Genomic DNA, 16118 nt, shown 5'->3' with positions numbered 1-16118 from the left:
GAATTGTGAGGGCGCCAAACCAATGGTTCAGGCCATTGGTGCGGGATTCTGCCAGCACTGGCGCGGTGATGCCAGTGCTGAAATGTTGTTCAGTGGTTTCTGTCGACCACACAGATCCAACCGGCCAGCGCTAACTAGCCAGATTTACTGACAAACCGGGCAATCAGATCCTTCAGACCACGGGCCATGCCACTGAGCTTGTCGCTGCTGTCTTTAGCGGCTTCAGCCTGCTCGTCGCTCTGGTCGGCAAGGCCGGCGATGTTCACGATTTGCCGGTTGATCTCGTCCGATACCTGGCTTTGCTCCTCGAACGCGGCCGACATGGTAATGAAACTGTCGGAAATCGAATCCACCGAACCCACAATGGTTTGCAGGGATTCTGCCGCGCCCTGCACCCGGGCCAGACCCTGGCTGGCGATTTCCTCACCAGAACGTACGGCCTGAATGGTTTCATCCACCTGGGCCCGAAACTGCTCAATCACCTCATGGATCTTGACGGTGGACTGCCGGGTTCTCTGGGCCAGGGACCGCACTTCATCGGCCACCACGGCAAAGCCTCTGCCTTGCTCGCCGGCGCGGGCCGCTTCAATGGCCGCGTTGAGAGCCAGCAGGTTGGTCTGCTCGGCAATGTCCGAGATCAGGTCGGCCGCTTCACCAATGGTGCGGGTGGATTCACCCAGGCGACTCACCGATTCGCCAATGCCATTCACCTGCTGCACCAGCTGCTCAATCGCGGCAGTGGCCTCACCACTGCGCTGGCTGCCCTCGTGGGCCAGCCGGTTGGCCTGCTCTGCTTCTTTGGCGTTGTGGGTAACGGCTTCCGCCACTTCCTGAATGGACGCGGTCATTTCATTGATCGCCGAGGCGGTCTGGTCCGTCTCCGCCCGCTGCCGGGCAATGGCCGTGGCCCCCTCGGTAATGAAGCCATGGGACGCCCGGGCCTGCTGCAATAAATGCTCAGCCTGATCGTCAATTCGCGCCAGCGCCGTGCGAATGCGTGCTTCCTCACTGACCAGCACCAGGGCCAACCGCGACATCAGGCCACGCTCACCGCTGTATGTGCGGGCAACGATGGGGTCCTGGAAAGCATCGGGGCGCAACGCGAGTAAACCTTTCAAACGATTGGAAATAGACCCGAACACCAGACTGAAAGCCAGACCATGACCCACCAACACGACCAGCGCTGCCAGCCAGAGCGGCTCGAGTTGCATGGCACCCAAGGTGATTACCAGGGATAACAAAAACGGCCAGCCGGATCGGCCCATCGACATGGCCCGGTTACTGAACGATGACGACAACTTGCCTGCGGAGATACCAGCATAGAGCTTTTCAGCCCGCGCAATCTGGTCCCGAGTGGCAGCCACGCGCACGGACTCATAACCCACCATCTGGCCGTTGTCCCAGATAGGAGTGGCATAGGCACTGACCCAGTAATGATCTCCGTTCTTTGCCCGGTTCTTGACCACACCCATCCAGGCCTTGCCCGCTTTCAGATACTCCCACATGTCGGCGAACACCGCCGGCGGCATGTCCGGGTGGCGAATCAGATTGTGGGCCTGGCCAATCAGTTCGTCCCGGGTGTAACCACTGATGGTTTCAAAATCGTCGTTGCAATAGGTGATCACGCCCTTGAGGGAGGTGGTACTGATCAGGCGCATACCTTCCGGTACGGTAATTTCGCGCTGGGTGACAGGTAGATTCTTGCGCATAGGGGGTCGATGTCCGTTAAACCGGGGAAATTATTTCAGGGCGCAAGCGTAAGCCTGGATGAATATCAAGGAAATATCTAATGAGTTACGCTACGTCACATTAATGTAACGGCACACAACCCGATATCTTGAAGACAAGGCTTGTCAGGGCCCGGCCAGGACCCTTGCCCGGGGATGAAAACGGGCATTCACCCACAGTGAAAACGCGATCACCGCGCCGCCAAGCATAAGGCGCATGAGGTCCGCATCCCGGTTCCAGATCAGCAGGTTCACCAGCAACCCGGCAGGCACCAGGGCATTGTTCATAATCGCCAGGGTGCCAGCATCTACCTCACAGGCACCGCGATTCCACAGGTATAGCCCAAGCCCCGAGGCCGCGAGCCCCAGCCAACCGAGAATGCCCCACTGAAGACTGGTCGTGGGCAGCTTGTCAGCATCACCGAATATCAGGAACGACGGCAAGGCGATCACCAGCGCCCCGAAAAAGAAGTAGCCGAAGGTACGGTAGCCCGGCAAGGCCAGGGCGTAGTGGCGCATCACGTGTTTGTAGCCCACTTGACCGGCGGCAAATGTAAAATTAGCCACTTGCAGTAACAAGAAGCCGGTAATGAAATCTTCACTCAGGCCATCGTAGCGAATAATCCCGGCGCCCAGAGTAGCGATGGCTGCCGCCAGCAAGGCCACCGGGGAGAACCGGCGAAACAGGGCATCGTCAATCAGCGTAACGTACAAAGGGGTGAAGATGGTAAACAGCAACACTTCAGGCACCGTGAGGTAACTGAACGAGCGGTACAGGCAAAGGTAGGTAATACCGAACTGCAGCATGCCGGTAATCAGAATACCAAGCTTCATGCCCCCGGGCACACCACGCCAGCGGGTGAAGGGCAGAAACACCAGGGCCGCCAGCAGCACACGGGTAAGCACGGCAAAATCGCTGTCTACCCGGCCAGCCAGGAACTCGCCGATCAAGCTGAACGAAAACGCCCACAGCGCCGTTACCAGAACCAGAAGAACCATACCACCACACCAGAGATAAACCGGACCGCTACTGTACCGTTTTTGCCGGCATTATCCAGTACGGAAGGCGGTGCAAACCCCTATAAGCTGCCCGACCGCCAATCGGGTACCATGTCCGCCTCTGACAGGTACAACCCTGACGAACCAACATCGAAACCAGCACCATGGACGAAAACCACCAACCGTTACCCGAAGCCCGACAGCCCCTTGTTCGCCGCACGCTGGCGGAATGGAGAACCCTGGCCATTCTGGGCGGGCCGATCCTGATTGCCCAGGTGGCACAGATGGCCAATGGGGTTATTGATACCGTTATGGCGGGCCACGCGAGCGCTCGGGATTTGGCCGCGGTAGGCATAGGCAGCAGCCTGTGGATGCCACTATTCCTGTTTTTCATGGGCATGCTGGGGGCTCTGCAACCGATCATTTCCGGCTACAACGGTGCCCGGCAGCACTCGAAGATCATGCCGGCCACCTGGCAGGGCATTTACATCGCAGCCGGCGGCACGGTGATCATGGCGTTGTTGCTGACCAACGTACACCCGGTACTGGCGATGCTGAAGATGGATACAGAGACTGCCGGCATCACCCAGGGATACCTGAACGCCTTCGCCTGGGGCATTCCAGCCCTGCTTCTTATGAACGCTCTGCGGGGACTCACTGACGGCCTCGGCCACACCCGGGTAATCATGGCTTTCTCTGTACTCAGCACGCTGATCAACCTGCCGCTGAACTACATCTTCATTTATGGCAAGCTCGGCCTGCCCGCCATGGGCGGTGTGGGCTGCGGCTGGGCGACATCGCTGTCCAACGGGACGGCCGCCATTGCCTTACTGATCTACCTGAACCGGAGCCGTACCTTCCGCCAGTTTCACCTGCTGGCCGACTGGGTGAAGCCCAACTGGCGGGGAATTCGCTACATTCTGGGTATCGGTGTGCCCATTGGCTTCACCATTTTTGTTGAAGCCAGCATGTTTTCAGTCATTGCCCTGTTCCTGGCACCCCTGGGGCCGGTGATTGTGGCCGGACATCAGATTGCGCTGAACGTGGTGTCGTTGTTGTTCATGCTACCGCTGAGCATAGGCATGGCACTGACGCTGCGGGTGAGTTTTCTGGTGGGTGCCCGGGCACCGGATACCGCCCGGCTGATTTCCCGTAGCTCGCTCATCCTGGCCTCGGCGGTTGCCCTGATCTTTGCCACGTTGCTGTTTGTGTTCTCCGCACAGATCGCCGCACTCTACACCGGCGACCAGGCCGTGCGGGATGTCACCATTCGCCTGCTGGCGTTTGCCGCCATGTTCCAGGTTGCTGATGTGATTCAGGTAACCTGCATCAGTGCGCTCAGGGGCTATAAAGACACCCGCATTCCCATGTTCATTATGCTGTTTTCGTTCTGGGGGGTTGGCCTGCCACTGGGCTACGTTCTGACCTTTACAGACCTGCTTTGGCCGGCGTTGGGAGCGGCGGGGTTCTGGGTGGGGCTGACGGCGGGGCTGACCTCCGCCAGTGTTTTGCTGGGTTGGCGATTGTTTCGCTACCGGCCCGGAAACCACCATCACGGCGAACCCGACAGCCGGACTTCAGTTCAAGCCGGTTCGGCCACCAACTGAGTGTTCTTATCTGCAAATACAATCCGATCCCGCCCGGTCTCCTTGGCCTGATACAGCGCTTCATCAGCCCTCGCCAACCAGCTCTCCACGCTCTCGCCGTGGCCCAGCAAGGCGACACCAAATGACGAAGTAACCGGGCCACCGGGGTACTTGAGATGCCTGCGCAACACCTGTTGCAGGTTGTTCATAACTGTCTGCAGGCTGGAACCATCCACACCCGGCAGCAATAACACGAACTCCTCACCACCATAACGGAACAGCTGATCAGACTTTCGTGTGTTGTGTTCAATCAGCGCCACCAAGTCCGTCAGCACATTATCACCGACGCCATGACCATACACATCGTTGATTTTCTTGAAGTGGTCGATGTCCAGCATCACCAGCGCGTAAGGTAGCCCTGATCGCTCCGCATTAGCAGCAGCCGCATCAAGTTCCTCATCCATGGAGCGGCGGTTCTTGACCCCGGTCAGCGGGTCGATGGTGGCCAGGTGCTCCAAGCGTTCTCGCTGATCCTGGTTACGATAGGCAAAGACATAGGCACAGGCGCTGACCACCGTCGCCGTGGTCGCAAACGTCCACATTTGAACCGTTGAGCTGAACGCCGTTTCAATCGACATCAGCGCCAGAACGGATAGCAGGTTCAGAATGGCCGCAAGTCGGCTCGATACCAGAAAGAAGGTTGTCACCAGGCAAGGGAAGAGCCAGAACAAACCTGCCTCACCCATAACCGCGCCAACGGTGACCGCGCCCGCGCAGATGATAATCGCCAGGAACATACCGCTGCGGTATGTGTCGCCGGTGACCCAGGCATAAGCAAGGCTGCCAACGATGCCAGACAGAATCCCGAGATCAACAAAACCTGCGAGCGGATTACCCTCGACAAATCGCAGGATCACGAACGGCGTGATGCCAATGATGGCACTGATACCAAGCAATGTGATGATCGATAATCGGAAATCGTTTTTTAGCCGATGAAACATTCAGATCGGGTCCGACTATGGTCTTAGTTAGTGCACAAGCTTAGCGTAAGCTATGAAAGGGGGCGCTACCGGGCTACGATTCTTAACAATTCTATCTCTGAACACGACACAATGTGACATGCATCACAAAAGTGTGTCGGTTAGTATTCTAAATACACAAGCCTATGCCGGTTTTGACGTCAGAATATTGAAAGAAGTATTCCGAAGAACAAGAATCGCTCTACGACACCTTGGGATATTCAAATTGGATTCACTCATACGCATCGCCCCTGGGGCATTGACCATCGGCCGTCCATTACCCTGGGATGTTTTCGACGCCGATGGAAACGTCTTGCTGCGTCAGGGCTATGTTATCCAGACCAATACTCAGCTGGAGCAATTGTTTGAGCGGGGCCGGTTCAAGCCCCGGAAAATCGAACGGAAAAAGGAAAAAATTCAGGAGGATCAACGGCAGCGTAACCCCTTCGCCGACTACGCCGACCTGCTGGCCACCCTGGAAGCAACCCTCAACGCCATCACCAGTGAAGATCCGTCTGCCCAAAAACGCTTATTGGGGCTGGCGCGAATGCTGGAGCGGACCTGTCAGGAAGCGCCGGAAGCCAGCCTGGCCCTGGTGCATCTGTACTCCATCGGCCCCACCATTCACGAACAGATTCTTTTCTACGGCATTTTGTGCCACTTCACGGCCAGGGCGTTTGGGCTTGATGAAAAACGTACCAGTGTGCTGACCGCCGCGGCCCTGACCGCCAACCTGGCACTTGTGCCGGTGGCCGACCAGCTAAATGCTTCCACCCGTGTGCTCACCGACGACCAGCGGGCGGTTATCCGCAAACACCCGCACCGCAGCATCCAGGCACTGACCTCCGCCGGCATTACCAATAAACTGTTGCTGAAAATCATCGCCCAGCACCACGAGCAGGCCGATGGCTCCGGCTATCCGGAAGGATTAAGTGGCACTGATATTCTGCCAGAGGCGGAAATTCTGGCTCTGTCAGAACGCTACGTGGCCATGATCACCAAACGAGCCTACCGCAACAGGATGACCATCACCGCTGCCCGCAAACTGATAGCCACTCTCGGTGACGGCAAGGTCCGCCCGGCCATTCCACGGTCACTGTTGCAAGTACTCGGCGAATACCCGCCTGGCATGCTGGTGCGGCTCGACAATAACGAAGTCGGTGTGGTGACCGGCCGCGCCGTCAGGGCCAGGGGACCGTTTGTCAAAGCTATTTTCGGGCCCCGGGGCAACCGCTACAGCGGCACGTTTGAGCGCGACACCAGCGTTCCCGAATACAACATCCAGGGCGCCGAAGAGCCAGAAGAGATGCCCTCCATGGATTTCAGCCTGCTCTGGGGCTTTCGCAACTGAAACCCGCGGAGCGTGGCGGGCTCATGCCAAACCCAATGCCCTGGCATGATGATTCAGGTGGTCGTCAATGAACGAGGCAATAAAGAAATAACTGTGGTCGTACCCACGGTGCATTCGCAGGTTGATGTGGTGATGAAACTTCTCACAGACATCCGCCAACGTTTCCGGGTTCAGCTGGGTTTCCAGAAACTCATCGGCCGTACCCTGGTCTACCAGTAGCGGCAGCCGCTCTTTTGCGGTCGGAATCAGGCGGGTGGCATCCCACGCTTCCCACTTGCTCTGGTCATCTCCAAGATAACCCTTGAAGGCTTTCTGCCCCCAGGGGCACGCCATCGGGTTGGCAATGGGCGCGAACGCCGATACCGATTTGTAATACCCCGGATTCTTCAGGGCACAGATCAAAGCTCCGTGGCCGCCCATGGAATGGCCGCTGACCGACCGCTCACCGCTAAGCGGCAACTCATTCTCGACCAGTTGGGGCAGCTCCTTCACAACGTAATCGCACATGCGGTAGTGGGGTGCCCAGGGCTGTTCCGTGGCATTCACGTAAAAGCCCGCGCCACTGCCAAAATCGTAACTGTCGTGCTCGCCAGGCAGGTCCACGCCCCGGGGGCTGGTATCCGGGCACACAATCGCCAGGCCCAGCCTGGCGGCCAGTTTCTGGGCACCGGCTTTCTGCATGAAATTCTGGTCGGTGCAGGTCAGCCCGGACAACCAGTAAAGCACTGGCGCTGGTTTGCCTTCCTCGCCCAGAGCCGACGGCGGCAGAAACACCGCAAACTCCATGTCGCACTGGAGCGTGGCAGATGAGTGGCGGTAGCGGCGGTGCTCGCCGTCAAAGCAAACGTTGGTGGCTAAAAGTTCCATAGCACTCCTGGCGATTGTGGGTGGAGAAGTCAGTCCTCGACGTTGGCGAAACGCTGTTTTTCGATAGTATTACCGGATTTGGCCAACTGGGACAGAATAGCTGTACGGGTGACAATCCCCACCAGTTTGCCATGATCAACCACCGGGTACACTTTCGGCTTTCCGGCCCCCAGATTCTGCGCCAGATCGATCACTGACATCTCTGGCGACACCGTCAGCGGTTTATGGAACATCACATCGTCCACAATGGGCTCGCCCTCGCTGTGATAATTACTCACCAGCAGCGAGTGAATGCAGTCCTGCTCCGACACAAAGCCCAGAACCTGGCGCTTTTCATCCACCACTGGCAAACCGGTAACGTGGTTATCCAGTAACGCTTTAACAACCTTGGTCAGCGGTGTGCCGCAACGGATAGGCTCAATGTGATTCCACATGACTTCCGAGATTTTCAGTGAGCGCATAGGCAGCCCCTTTTCGGTTTTATTTAAGGCGCCGAAACTGGCACCGCAGTTACTCTAAACATAGGCAATGCTCGGCAAAATGGACAACTCTCAGGAGCAAAACGGTTTACACCACAAAATAGTCGACTAAACTCAACAGGTTATGCCCTCTGGGGCTCTATTCATATGACCTAGCCGTGGTAAACAGTGGGAGAACCCATGGAACCCATTTCTGAATTTGTAAGTCAAATCAATAGCCTGGTCTGGGGACCACCCATGCTGGTGATGATCCTCGGGGTCGGGCTGTTTCTCAGTATTGGTCTGAAACTGATGCCGATCCTGAAACTGGGTGCCGGTTTCCGGCTGATGTGGAGCGGCCGTGCCCGCGGTGACGAGGACGATGGTGATATTCCGCCATTCCAGGCCCTGATGACCGCCCTGTCAGCCACCGTAGGCACGGGTAACATTGCAGGGGTTGCCACCGCCGTGTTCCTGGGCGGCCCGGGCGCCCTGTTCTGGATGTGGCTGACCGCCCTGGTGGGCATGGCCACCAAGTACGGCGAGGCCGTGCTGGCCGTGCGCTACCGGGAAGTGGATGAGCGTGGTGCCCATGTGGGCGGCCCCATGTATTACATCCGCAATGGCCTGGGCAAGAAATGGGCCTGGCTTGGGGTGTTGTTCGCGATCTTCGCCTCCATTGCCGCTTTCGGTATCGGCAATACGGTACAAGCCAACTCGGTGGCGGATGTGTTGTCTGCCAACTTCGGCCTGCCCCACTGGATCACCGGCGTTCTGCTGATGATTATGGTGGGCCTGGTGCTGATTGGCGGCATCAAGCGTATTGGCCAGGTGGCCAGTGCCCTGGTGCCATTTATGGCGGTGTCTTACGTGCTGGTTGGCCTGATTGTTCTGGCCATCAATGCCAGTGAAATTCCCGCAGCCGTCAGCATGGTGTTCAGCTATGCCTTCAGCCCGGCCGCAGCCGAGGGGGGCTTTGCCGGTGCCGCTGTCTGGGCGGCTATCCGCTTTGGTGTCGCACGCGGTATCTTCTCCAACGAAGCGGGCCTGGGTTCTGCGCCCATCGCCCATGCCGCCGCCCAGACCAAGAACCCGGTCAAGCAGGGCATGGTCGCCATGCTGGGCACCTTCATCGATACCATCATTGTGTGCAGCATCACCGGCCTGGTGATTATTACCTCCGGCGCCTGGACCTCCGGCGAGACGGGTGCGGCCCTCACCTCCCTGGCCTTTGAAACAGGCCTCCCCGGCTTCGGCAACTACGTGGTAGCGATTGCCCTGGCGATTTTCGCCTTCACCACCATCATTGGCTGGTCGTTCTATGGTGAACGCTGCATCGAGTTCCTGTTTGGTGTGAAGGCCATCGTGCCTTATCGGGTGTTGTGGATTGTCGCCATCCCCGTGGGTGCCACCATCAACCTGGGCTTTATCTGGCTGGTGGCCGACACCCTCAACGCGATGATGGCGCTGCCCAACCTGATCGCCCTGCTGTTACTCAGCCCGGTGGTGTTCAAACTCACCCGGGAGCACTTTGAGAAGCAGAAGGCATTGGGTGTGAAATAGTCGGCATCTAAGTCTGGTGCTCATAAGGATGTGAGCAAACCGTTGGATGCTCTGGATCAAGCCCCCCTTGCATTCAGGGCATCCATCGCCACAGTGTCTAACGTACACAGAAAATAACACCGTGTTTGCCAACAACCTGTCTGAGGAGAACGACTATGAGTTTGCGTCTTGGAGACACTGCACCGGATTTTGAACAGGATTCCAGCGAAGGCACCATTCGCTTCTATGACTGGCTTGGTGACAGCTGGGGGGTTCTGTTCTCACACCCTGCCGACTTCACACCGGTATGCACCACGGAACTCGGCCTGACCGCCAAACTGAAAGACGAATTCGCCAAACGTGGCGTCAAGGCCATTGCCCTGAGTGTCGACCCGGTTGACTCCCACAAGGACTGGATCAAGGATATCAACGAAACTCAGGGCTGCACCGTCAACTTCCCGATCATTGCCGACCACGACAGCAAGGTGGCCAAGCTGTACGACATGATCCACCCGAACGCCGACAGCACCCTGACCGTGCGTTCGCTGTTTATCATTGATCCGAACAAGAAGGTGCGCCTGATCATTACCTACCCGGCATCCACCGGTCGTAACTTCAACGAGGTGCTGCGGGTTATCGACTCCCTGCAACTGACCGATGACCACAAAGTGGCTACGCCAGGTAACTGGGAAAAAGGCGGCGATGTGGTGATTGTGCCGTCACTGCAGGATGAAGACGAGATCAAACAGCGCTTCCCGAAGGGCTACAAGGCGGTGAAATCCTACCTGCGGATGACTCCAGACCCGTCCTCTAACTGGAGCGGTGACTGATCCTCGCTTTTCAGTAAGTTTTGTGCCAGTAAAAAGCCGGGCAGTTCTCACTGCCCGGCTTTTTCATTATCGGGTACCCGGATGTCAGAATGCCGGTACTACTGCACCTTCGTATTTTTCTTTGATGAACTCGCGAACGGCGTCTGATTTCAGCGCATTGGCCAGTTTCTGCATGGCGTCGCTGTCCTTGTTGTCCGGGCGGGCAACCAGGATGTTTACGTAAGGGGACTCGGCACCTTCAATCACCATGGCATCTTCAGACGGGTTCAGGCCGGCTTCCAGGGCGTAGTTGGTGTTGATCAGGGCCATGTCGACCTGGTTCAGGATACGCGGCAGGGTAGCGGCTTCCAGTTCGCGGAAGTTCAGGCGCTTGGGGTTGTCGGCAATGTCACGGGGTGTGGCGGTGATTTTGCTTTCGTCTTTCAGGGTGATCAGGCCGGCTTCCTGAAGCAGCAGCAGGGCGCGGCCGCCGTTGGTGGGGTCGTTGGGGATGGCCACTACGGCACGATCTTTCAGTTCGTCGAGGGAGCTGATTTTGCTGGAGTAGGCACCGAAGGGCTCAACGTGGATGCCGGCAACGGTGACCAGGTTGGTGCCACGGCCGCTGTTGAATTCGTCCAGGTACGGCTGGTGCTGGAAGAAGTTGGCGTCCATCCGCTTCTGGTCAACCTGGATGTTGGGCTGTACGTAGTCGGTGAAGACTTTCACATCCAGCTCAACACCTTGTTCGGCCAGCGCCGGCTTCACAAATTCCAGCAGCTCAGCATGGGGGACCGGAGTAGCGGCTACGGACAGTTTCTCTGCAACAGCAGCAGAGGAGAAAGTTGCTACGGCAGCGATGGCTACCAGAGTTTTCTTCAGATTCATTATTGCGTTCTCCTGTGGAGCATCGTGTTTAACTTTGGTTTACGGCACGCTGCTAGGAGGTTCCTTCCGAAAAACGCCCGTAAATACGTCCATGTAGGGCTCCGTCGCGCCATCCCTGGCGCTCCAGGTTTTCGGAAGGAACCTCCCAGCAGCCTGCCTATACCGGACTTTGGAATTGCCTGCCCGGCTCAATCACAGTCTTACTTTCTGCTGAAATACAGCACCAGACGATCACCAACCATCTGGAGTACTTGTACGAAAATCACCAGTAACGCGACGGTGATCACCATCACGTCGGTCTGGAAACGCTGGTAACCGAAGCGGATGGCCAGGTCGCCCAGGCCGCCGCCACCGATGACGCCAGACATGGCCGCGTAGGAGACCAGGGTGATGGCCGTCACGGTAATACCGGCGATGATGCCCGGAAGCGCTTCCGGCAGCAAGGCGCCGAAGATGATCTGGCGCACGTTAGCACCCATGGCCTGAGTGGCTTCGATGATGCCGCGGTCGACTTCCCGCAGGGAGGTTTCCACCAGGCGGGCGAAGAAGGGGGCACCGCCAGCCACCAGTGGCGGGATGGCGCCGGCCACGCCCAGTGACGTGCCAATGAGCAGTACGGTGAACGGGATCATCACGATCAGCAGGATGATGAAAGGCACGGAACGCAGTACGTTGACCACGAACGACAACACCGCGTAGGCCACCGGTTGTTCCAGGAGCTGGCGTTTGCCGAACAGGAACAATAATACGCCAATGGGCAGGCCGATCAGTACGCTGAACAGCAGGGACATGCCCACCATCACCAGGGTGTCCCAGCTGGCCCAGCCGATTTCCAGCCAGTCGACGTTGCCCATGAGGGTTTCCATTAAAGCTTCCATCAGCGCACTACCTCCACGTGAACATCGGCGGCTTCCAGCGCCTGCATGGCGACGTCGAGATCACCGCCCACCAGTGACAGGGTCAGCTGGCCGTAGGGGGTGTCTTTGATGTGATCGATCCGGCCGGAGAGGATGCTGAAGTCTACGCCGGATTCCCTTGCCACGCTGCCCAGCAGGGGTTTGTAGGTGGATTCGCCCTTGAAGGTCAGGCGCAGGATGCGGCCTTCGGCTTTCTGCAGGTCTTCCTGGAGTTCGTTGCGGTCGATGTTTTCGCTTTCGAACACAAAATCCCGGGTGGTGGGATGCTGGGGGTGCAGGAACACCTCGCTCACCGGGCCCATTTCCACGACGCGACCAGCGTCCATTACGGCTACCCGATCGCACACCCGGCGTACCACATCCATTTCGTGGGTGATCAAGACAATGGTCAGGCCCAGCTCTTTGTTAATGTCACTCAGCAGTTTCAGCACCGACTGGGTGGTTTGCGGGTCCAGTGCGCTGGTGGCCTCGTCGCATAGCAGAATGGTGGGGCGGCAGGCCAGGGCACGGGCGATACCAACGCGTTGTTTCTGGCCCCCGGACAGCTGAGACGGATACTTGTCGGCGTGGTCGGTCAGGCTCACCCGGGCCAGCAGTTCCTGTACCCGCTCCCGTATCTCGGTTTTGCTGTAGATGCCCGCCAGCTTCATCGGAAACGCGATGTTGTCTGCCACGGTTTTGGACGACAGCAGGTTGAAGTGCTGGAAGATCATGCCCACTTTGCGGCGGAAGGCTCTCAGTTCCGCAGAGTTGTACCGGGTAATGTCTTCGTCATCGATCAGGATGCGGCCGCCGGTGGGCGGTTCCAGCAGGTTGATCAGCCTTACGAGGGTGGATTTACCCGCGCCGGAATGGCCGACGATGCCGAATACCTCGCCGGTTTCAATGGTCATACTGGTAGGGTGCAGCGCGGGGATCGCCCGGCCGGCCACCTGGTATGACTTCTGTACCTGGTCAAATACAATCACGATCAGTGCCTTGGTCTTTGCCTTTGGAGTGCGTAGGGCGCGCAGCCGAAAACCGGCGATTATAGCCTATTCGATGACCAAACCCGAATCCCGGCGGTGTGTAGTTGCCCTTACACAAAAAGCTACCTGACACATCAGCCTGCCCTCAGCTAAACTGCTATTTGAAAAGAACATTAATAAACGACCACCCGTCCGAGGCGCGCCAGACCTGTGACTACATTGTCCGAGAATACGCCCTCAAGGATGAATTCCACCCAGGCATGGGTTTCCTACCTCAGCAAGGTAGAATTGCCGGTGTTGGCCAACACCCTCCGGCAAATCAACGAACTGACCGACAGCCGCAACAGCACAGTGAACGAACTGGCGAATGTCATTCTGAATGATGCCCAGTTGACCTCCCAGGTGCTTCGGCTTTCCAACACGGTGTTCTACAACCAGACCCGAACCCAGGTGAGCACGGTCAGCCGGGCCATCACGCTGATCGGTTTCGATGCCGTGAAGTCCATGGCGATTTCCTCGCTGATTGTCGACACCCTGCTCAAACGCAACGACCGGCCCCATTTGCTGCGCTGCCTCGCCCGCGCTATTCACGCAGCCGTTCAGGCCCGGTGCCTGATGCCCAAACGCACCGAACATGCGCTCGAAGAAGTGTTCATCGGGGCCTTGCTGATGAACATCGGTGAGCTGGCATTCTGGTCCTGCGAAACCGATCAGGCGACCGAGCTGGAAGAACGCCTGCGGCTGGACGAACCGCCCGTGGAGGCACAGAAGGCTGTGCTGCACACCACTTTTACCGAGATCACCCGGGGCCTGGTGGAAGCCTGGTCTCTAGGACCGTTTATCCGTGAAGTGGTTGCTCCCGGCAAGGCCAATTCCATGGCAAGCAGCCTGGTGCGCAGTACCGTGGAAATGGCCACGGTGTCCGAGCATGGCTGGAGCGGGCCAGAGATGGACAAGGTGCTGGAACGGTTGTCGGCAGATGTTGGAGAAAGCCCCGCCGCCATCCGGGACCAACTGAAGGTCAACGCCCAGGAAGCCACCAAAGTAGCCGTGTCTCTGGGCATTCCGCAGGTCACGGCGTTGCTGCCCGGCAATCAGGAGAGCGCCGCCGGACACGGCGCCGAAGCCCCGGTTATGGACCCCGCCCTGCAATTGCAGATTCTGCGAGATCTGACTCAAACACTCGCTGAAAAACCCGATATCAACGAAGTGTGCCAGCTGGTGATCGAAGGCATTCACCGGGCCATTGGAATGCAACGGGTAGCCCTGCTGATGAGTGACCGCACCGGACAAGACCTGATTCCCAGAAAGGTAGGCGGTCGTGGTACCGAAGAGTGGCGCGAACACCTGATTATCCACAAGGATGGCACCGGGCCACTAGGAGAGCTTTTACCCCATGGCACTTGTGCCATCTACAAACCCGGCAAACAGGCGGGCGGTGTTCCCTATGACCGCTGGCTGGGCAAGGTGCCGGCCCTGGTAGGCTCGCTTACCGCCAAGGGCCGACTGGTGGGCCTGTTCTATGCCGATAATGCGGCGGCGGGCTATGTGCCGTCGGAACAGCAGCTGGCAGCCTTTGCCCACTTTATCCAGAACGCACAATTGTGCCTCACGCTGCTAACCACCAACCACTGATCAGCCGAGAGGCGGCTCGACCCTGTTTCACATCTCGTAAAGCCGGGTGATATGCAGGACCGGGCCGGTCGGTACGCCCGTGGGAGAGCCGCCTCTCGGCTCCAGGCTGATGGCCAGCGTGCGGCTGCTGGCCAGCAGCCTGCGGGCATCCTCAGACAGCGTCACCTCGTATACTCCTCCCACGGCCATAATGCCCAACGACAAGGGGCTACCGTCACCCGGCACTACCCATAACTCGTAATCTCTGCCCTGTTCTGCGTCGACGGCGGCCACGGGTCTCAGCCTCAATCGGTTACTTCCCGCTTCGCTGACCAGCCATAGCGGATCGCTCACGTCAGCCTGCACCACTGCGCCGGTTAACTGGACATCACGGCCTGTGCCCGTCTGGTGAGGAGAAACCACAATCACTGCCAGAACCAAGGCAGCCGCGCTTGCCAGCAAGCTCCAGCTCGGCCAGAGCCAACGCATGCGCGGGCGTTCCTGGGTAGATTCTCCGGCAGTGGGCCAGAGTCGCTGTTCTATGTTCGCCCAGACCGACGGGGCTGGACTGACCGACGGCACCGCCCGAGTCAGTTGGCCAAGCCTTTCTTCCCAGAACCAGACCTCCTGCCGAACCTGCACCGATTGCATCATCCAGCGCTCGAAGCGCTGCCTCGCCCGCCCGGTTAGCGAACCCAACACATACTCTGCGGCGAGACTTTCAACACGTTCCGGCGTTTTTTTCATCGTTCCAGGCACCTCTTCAGCGCCATCAGGCCGCGCCTTATCCAGCTCTTCACAGTGCCGACAGGCGAGCTCAAGGCCTGAGCCAGCTCATCGTGGGTCAGGCCCCGGTAGTAGGACAGCAGAATGGTGTCTCGCTGGGTATCGCTCAACTCTTCCAGGCACCCTGTCAGCGCTGTTGCTCCAGCTTGCTGTAGCCGGGTCTCCAGTGGCCCCCAGCGTCCGTCTTCCAGATGTTTCAACATGTCGTCACCAGCACTTCTCAGAGGTCGGCGTGCCCGGATGAGATCAAGAGTTCGGTATCTGGCAATGGTCAACATCCAGCCCAGGGGTGCACCTCTATCGCCGTGATACTCGCCCGCGTTGTGCCAGATCTGAACAAAGGCATCCTGCAAGGCTTCTTCCGCGAGATCCTGTTGGCCTGAGAGCTTGTAACACAGCCCGAACATGCGAGCCGAGACTCGCTGGTACAGCTGTCGAAAAGCCTCCCGATCATGCTGTGCCACTGCCAACAACAGGTTCAACAATTCTTTTTGTTCTGACTCATCAACCGTCATGTTCTGCCCCGTGTCCTCCAATGCTCCTGAACAGTTACGGGGCGGGTGCCGCGAAAGTTGCAAGACCGCTCG

At 58.2% G+C, this 16118-nt stretch carries 15 protein-coding genes; 5 read left to right on the top strand and 10 right to left on the bottom strand.

Annotated features, from left to right (window positions below):
• Nucleotides 1-134: 134 nt before the first annotated feature.
• Nucleotides 135-1709, bottom strand: a complete 1575-nt coding sequence (locus QUE75_RS01110; protein ID WP_286253087.1) for a methyl-accepting chemotaxis protein — start codon at nt 1707-1709, stop codon at nt 135-137.
• A gap of 144 nt (nt 1710-1853) precedes the next feature.
• On the bottom strand, nt 1854-2726 hold the full coding sequence (locus tag QUE75_RS01105) for a carboxylate/amino acid/amine transporter (RefSeq protein ID WP_058092806.1): 873 nt from the start codon (nt 2724-2726) through the stop codon (nt 1854-1856).
• A 164-nt stretch (nt 2727-2890) separates the two neighbouring features.
• Between QUE75_RS01105 and QUE75_RS01100 the strand changes: the two genes are divergently transcribed.
• On the top strand, nt 2891-4333 hold the full coding sequence (locus QUE75_RS01100) for an MATE family efflux transporter (protein ID WP_058092807.1): 1443 nt from the start codon (nt 2891-2893) through the stop codon (nt 4331-4333).
• Here QUE75_RS01100 and QUE75_RS01095 read toward each other — a convergent pair.
• Nucleotides 4309-5313, bottom strand: a complete 1005-nt coding sequence (locus QUE75_RS01095) for a GGDEF domain-containing protein (protein ID WP_286253083.1) — start codon at nt 5311-5313, stop codon at nt 4309-4311. The two genes, QUE75_RS01100 and QUE75_RS01095, sit on opposite strands and share 25 nt — an antisense overlap.
• 244 nt (nt 5314-5557) lie before the next feature.
• Between QUE75_RS01095 and QUE75_RS01090 the strand changes: the two genes are divergently transcribed.
• A complete protein-coding gene (locus QUE75_RS01090; RefSeq protein ID WP_061331238.1) occupies nt 5558-6682 on the top strand; it encodes an HD-GYP domain-containing protein in 1125 nt (374 codons plus the stop codon).
• Between the two features lie 21 nt (nt 6683-6703).
• On the opposite strand, the gene fghA is transcribed toward QUE75_RS01090, so the two are convergent.
• Both fghA and QUE75_RS01080 read right to left on the bottom strand, forming a co-directional pair.
• Nucleotides 6704-7549, bottom strand: a complete 846-nt coding sequence (fghA, locus tag QUE75_RS01085) for an S-formylglutathione hydrolase (RefSeq protein WP_230713173.1) — start codon at nt 7547-7549, stop codon at nt 6704-6706.
• Nucleotides 7550-7578: 29 nt separating this feature from the next.
• Entirely contained in the window at nt 7579-8010 is a 432-nt protein-coding gene (locus QUE75_RS01080) for a CBS domain-containing protein (RefSeq protein WP_061331240.1), read from the bottom strand.
• A 198-nt stretch (nt 8011-8208) separates the two neighbouring features.
• On the opposite strand from QUE75_RS01080, the gene QUE75_RS01075 reads away from it, so the two are divergent.
• Nucleotides 8209-9570: an alanine/glycine:cation symporter family protein gene (locus tag QUE75_RS01075; protein ID WP_058092812.1), complete on the top strand. Its 1362-nt coding sequence runs from the start codon at nt 8209-8211 to the stop codon at nt 9568-9570.
• A gap of 155 nt (nt 9571-9725) precedes the next feature.
• On the top strand, nt 9726-10379 hold the full coding sequence (locus QUE75_RS01070; RefSeq protein ID WP_058092813.1) for a peroxiredoxin: 654 nt from the start codon (nt 9726-9728) through the stop codon (nt 10377-10379).
• A gap of 84 nt (nt 10380-10463) precedes the next feature.
• On the opposite strand, the gene QUE75_RS01065 is transcribed toward QUE75_RS01070, so the two are convergent.
• The 3 genes from QUE75_RS01065 to QUE75_RS01055 form a co-directional block, all read right to left on the bottom strand.
• Nucleotides 10464-11246 carry a MetQ/NlpA family ABC transporter substrate-binding protein gene (locus QUE75_RS01065; RefSeq protein ID WP_058092814.1) on the bottom strand — a complete coding sequence of 261 codons (783 nt, stop codon included), beginning with the start codon at nt 11244-11246 and terminating at the stop codon, nt 10464-10466.
• A 200-nt stretch (nt 11247-11446) separates the two neighbouring features.
• Nucleotides 11447-12124, bottom strand: coding sequence for a methionine ABC transporter permease (locus tag QUE75_RS01060; RefSeq protein ID WP_058092815.1), 678 nt, complete (start codon nt 12122-12124; stop codon nt 11447-11449).
• Nucleotides 12124-13131: a methionine ABC transporter ATP-binding protein gene (locus QUE75_RS01055; RefSeq protein ID WP_058092816.1), complete on the bottom strand. Its 1008-nt coding sequence runs from the start codon at nt 13129-13131 to the stop codon at nt 12124-12126. The genes QUE75_RS01060 and QUE75_RS01055 overlap by 1 nt, the downstream gene beginning before the upstream one ends.
• 210 nt (nt 13132-13341) lie before the next feature.
• Here QUE75_RS01055 and QUE75_RS01050 point away from each other — a divergent pair, with 210 nt between their 5' ends.
• Entirely contained in the window at nt 13342-14766 is a 1425-nt protein-coding gene (locus QUE75_RS01050; RefSeq protein ID WP_286253072.1) for an HDOD domain-containing protein, read from the top strand.
• A gap of 27 nt (nt 14767-14793) precedes the next feature.
• On the opposite strand, the gene QUE75_RS01045 is transcribed toward QUE75_RS01050, so the two are convergent.
• Nucleotides 14794-15492: an anti-sigma factor gene (locus QUE75_RS01045; RefSeq protein ID WP_286253070.1), complete on the bottom strand. Its 699-nt coding sequence runs from the start codon at nt 15490-15492 to the stop codon at nt 14794-14796.
• Nucleotides 15489-16046 (bottom strand): sigma-70 family RNA polymerase sigma factor, encoded by a 558-nt coding sequence (locus QUE75_RS01040; protein ID WP_138437296.1) that lies wholly within the window; start codon nt 16044-16046, stop codon nt 15489-15491. Before QUE75_RS01040 ends, QUE75_RS01045 begins: the two co-directional genes overlap by 4 nt.
• Nucleotides 16047-16118 lie beyond the last annotated feature (72 nt).

The organism is Marinobacter shengliensis, from assembly GCF_030297115.1.
GTDB lineage: Bacteria > Pseudomonadota > Gammaproteobacteria > Pseudomonadales > Oleiphilaceae > Marinobacter > Marinobacter shengliensis.
Note: the sequence above shows the minus strand (reverse complement) of the source record. Positions and strands in the feature narration are given on the sequence as shown.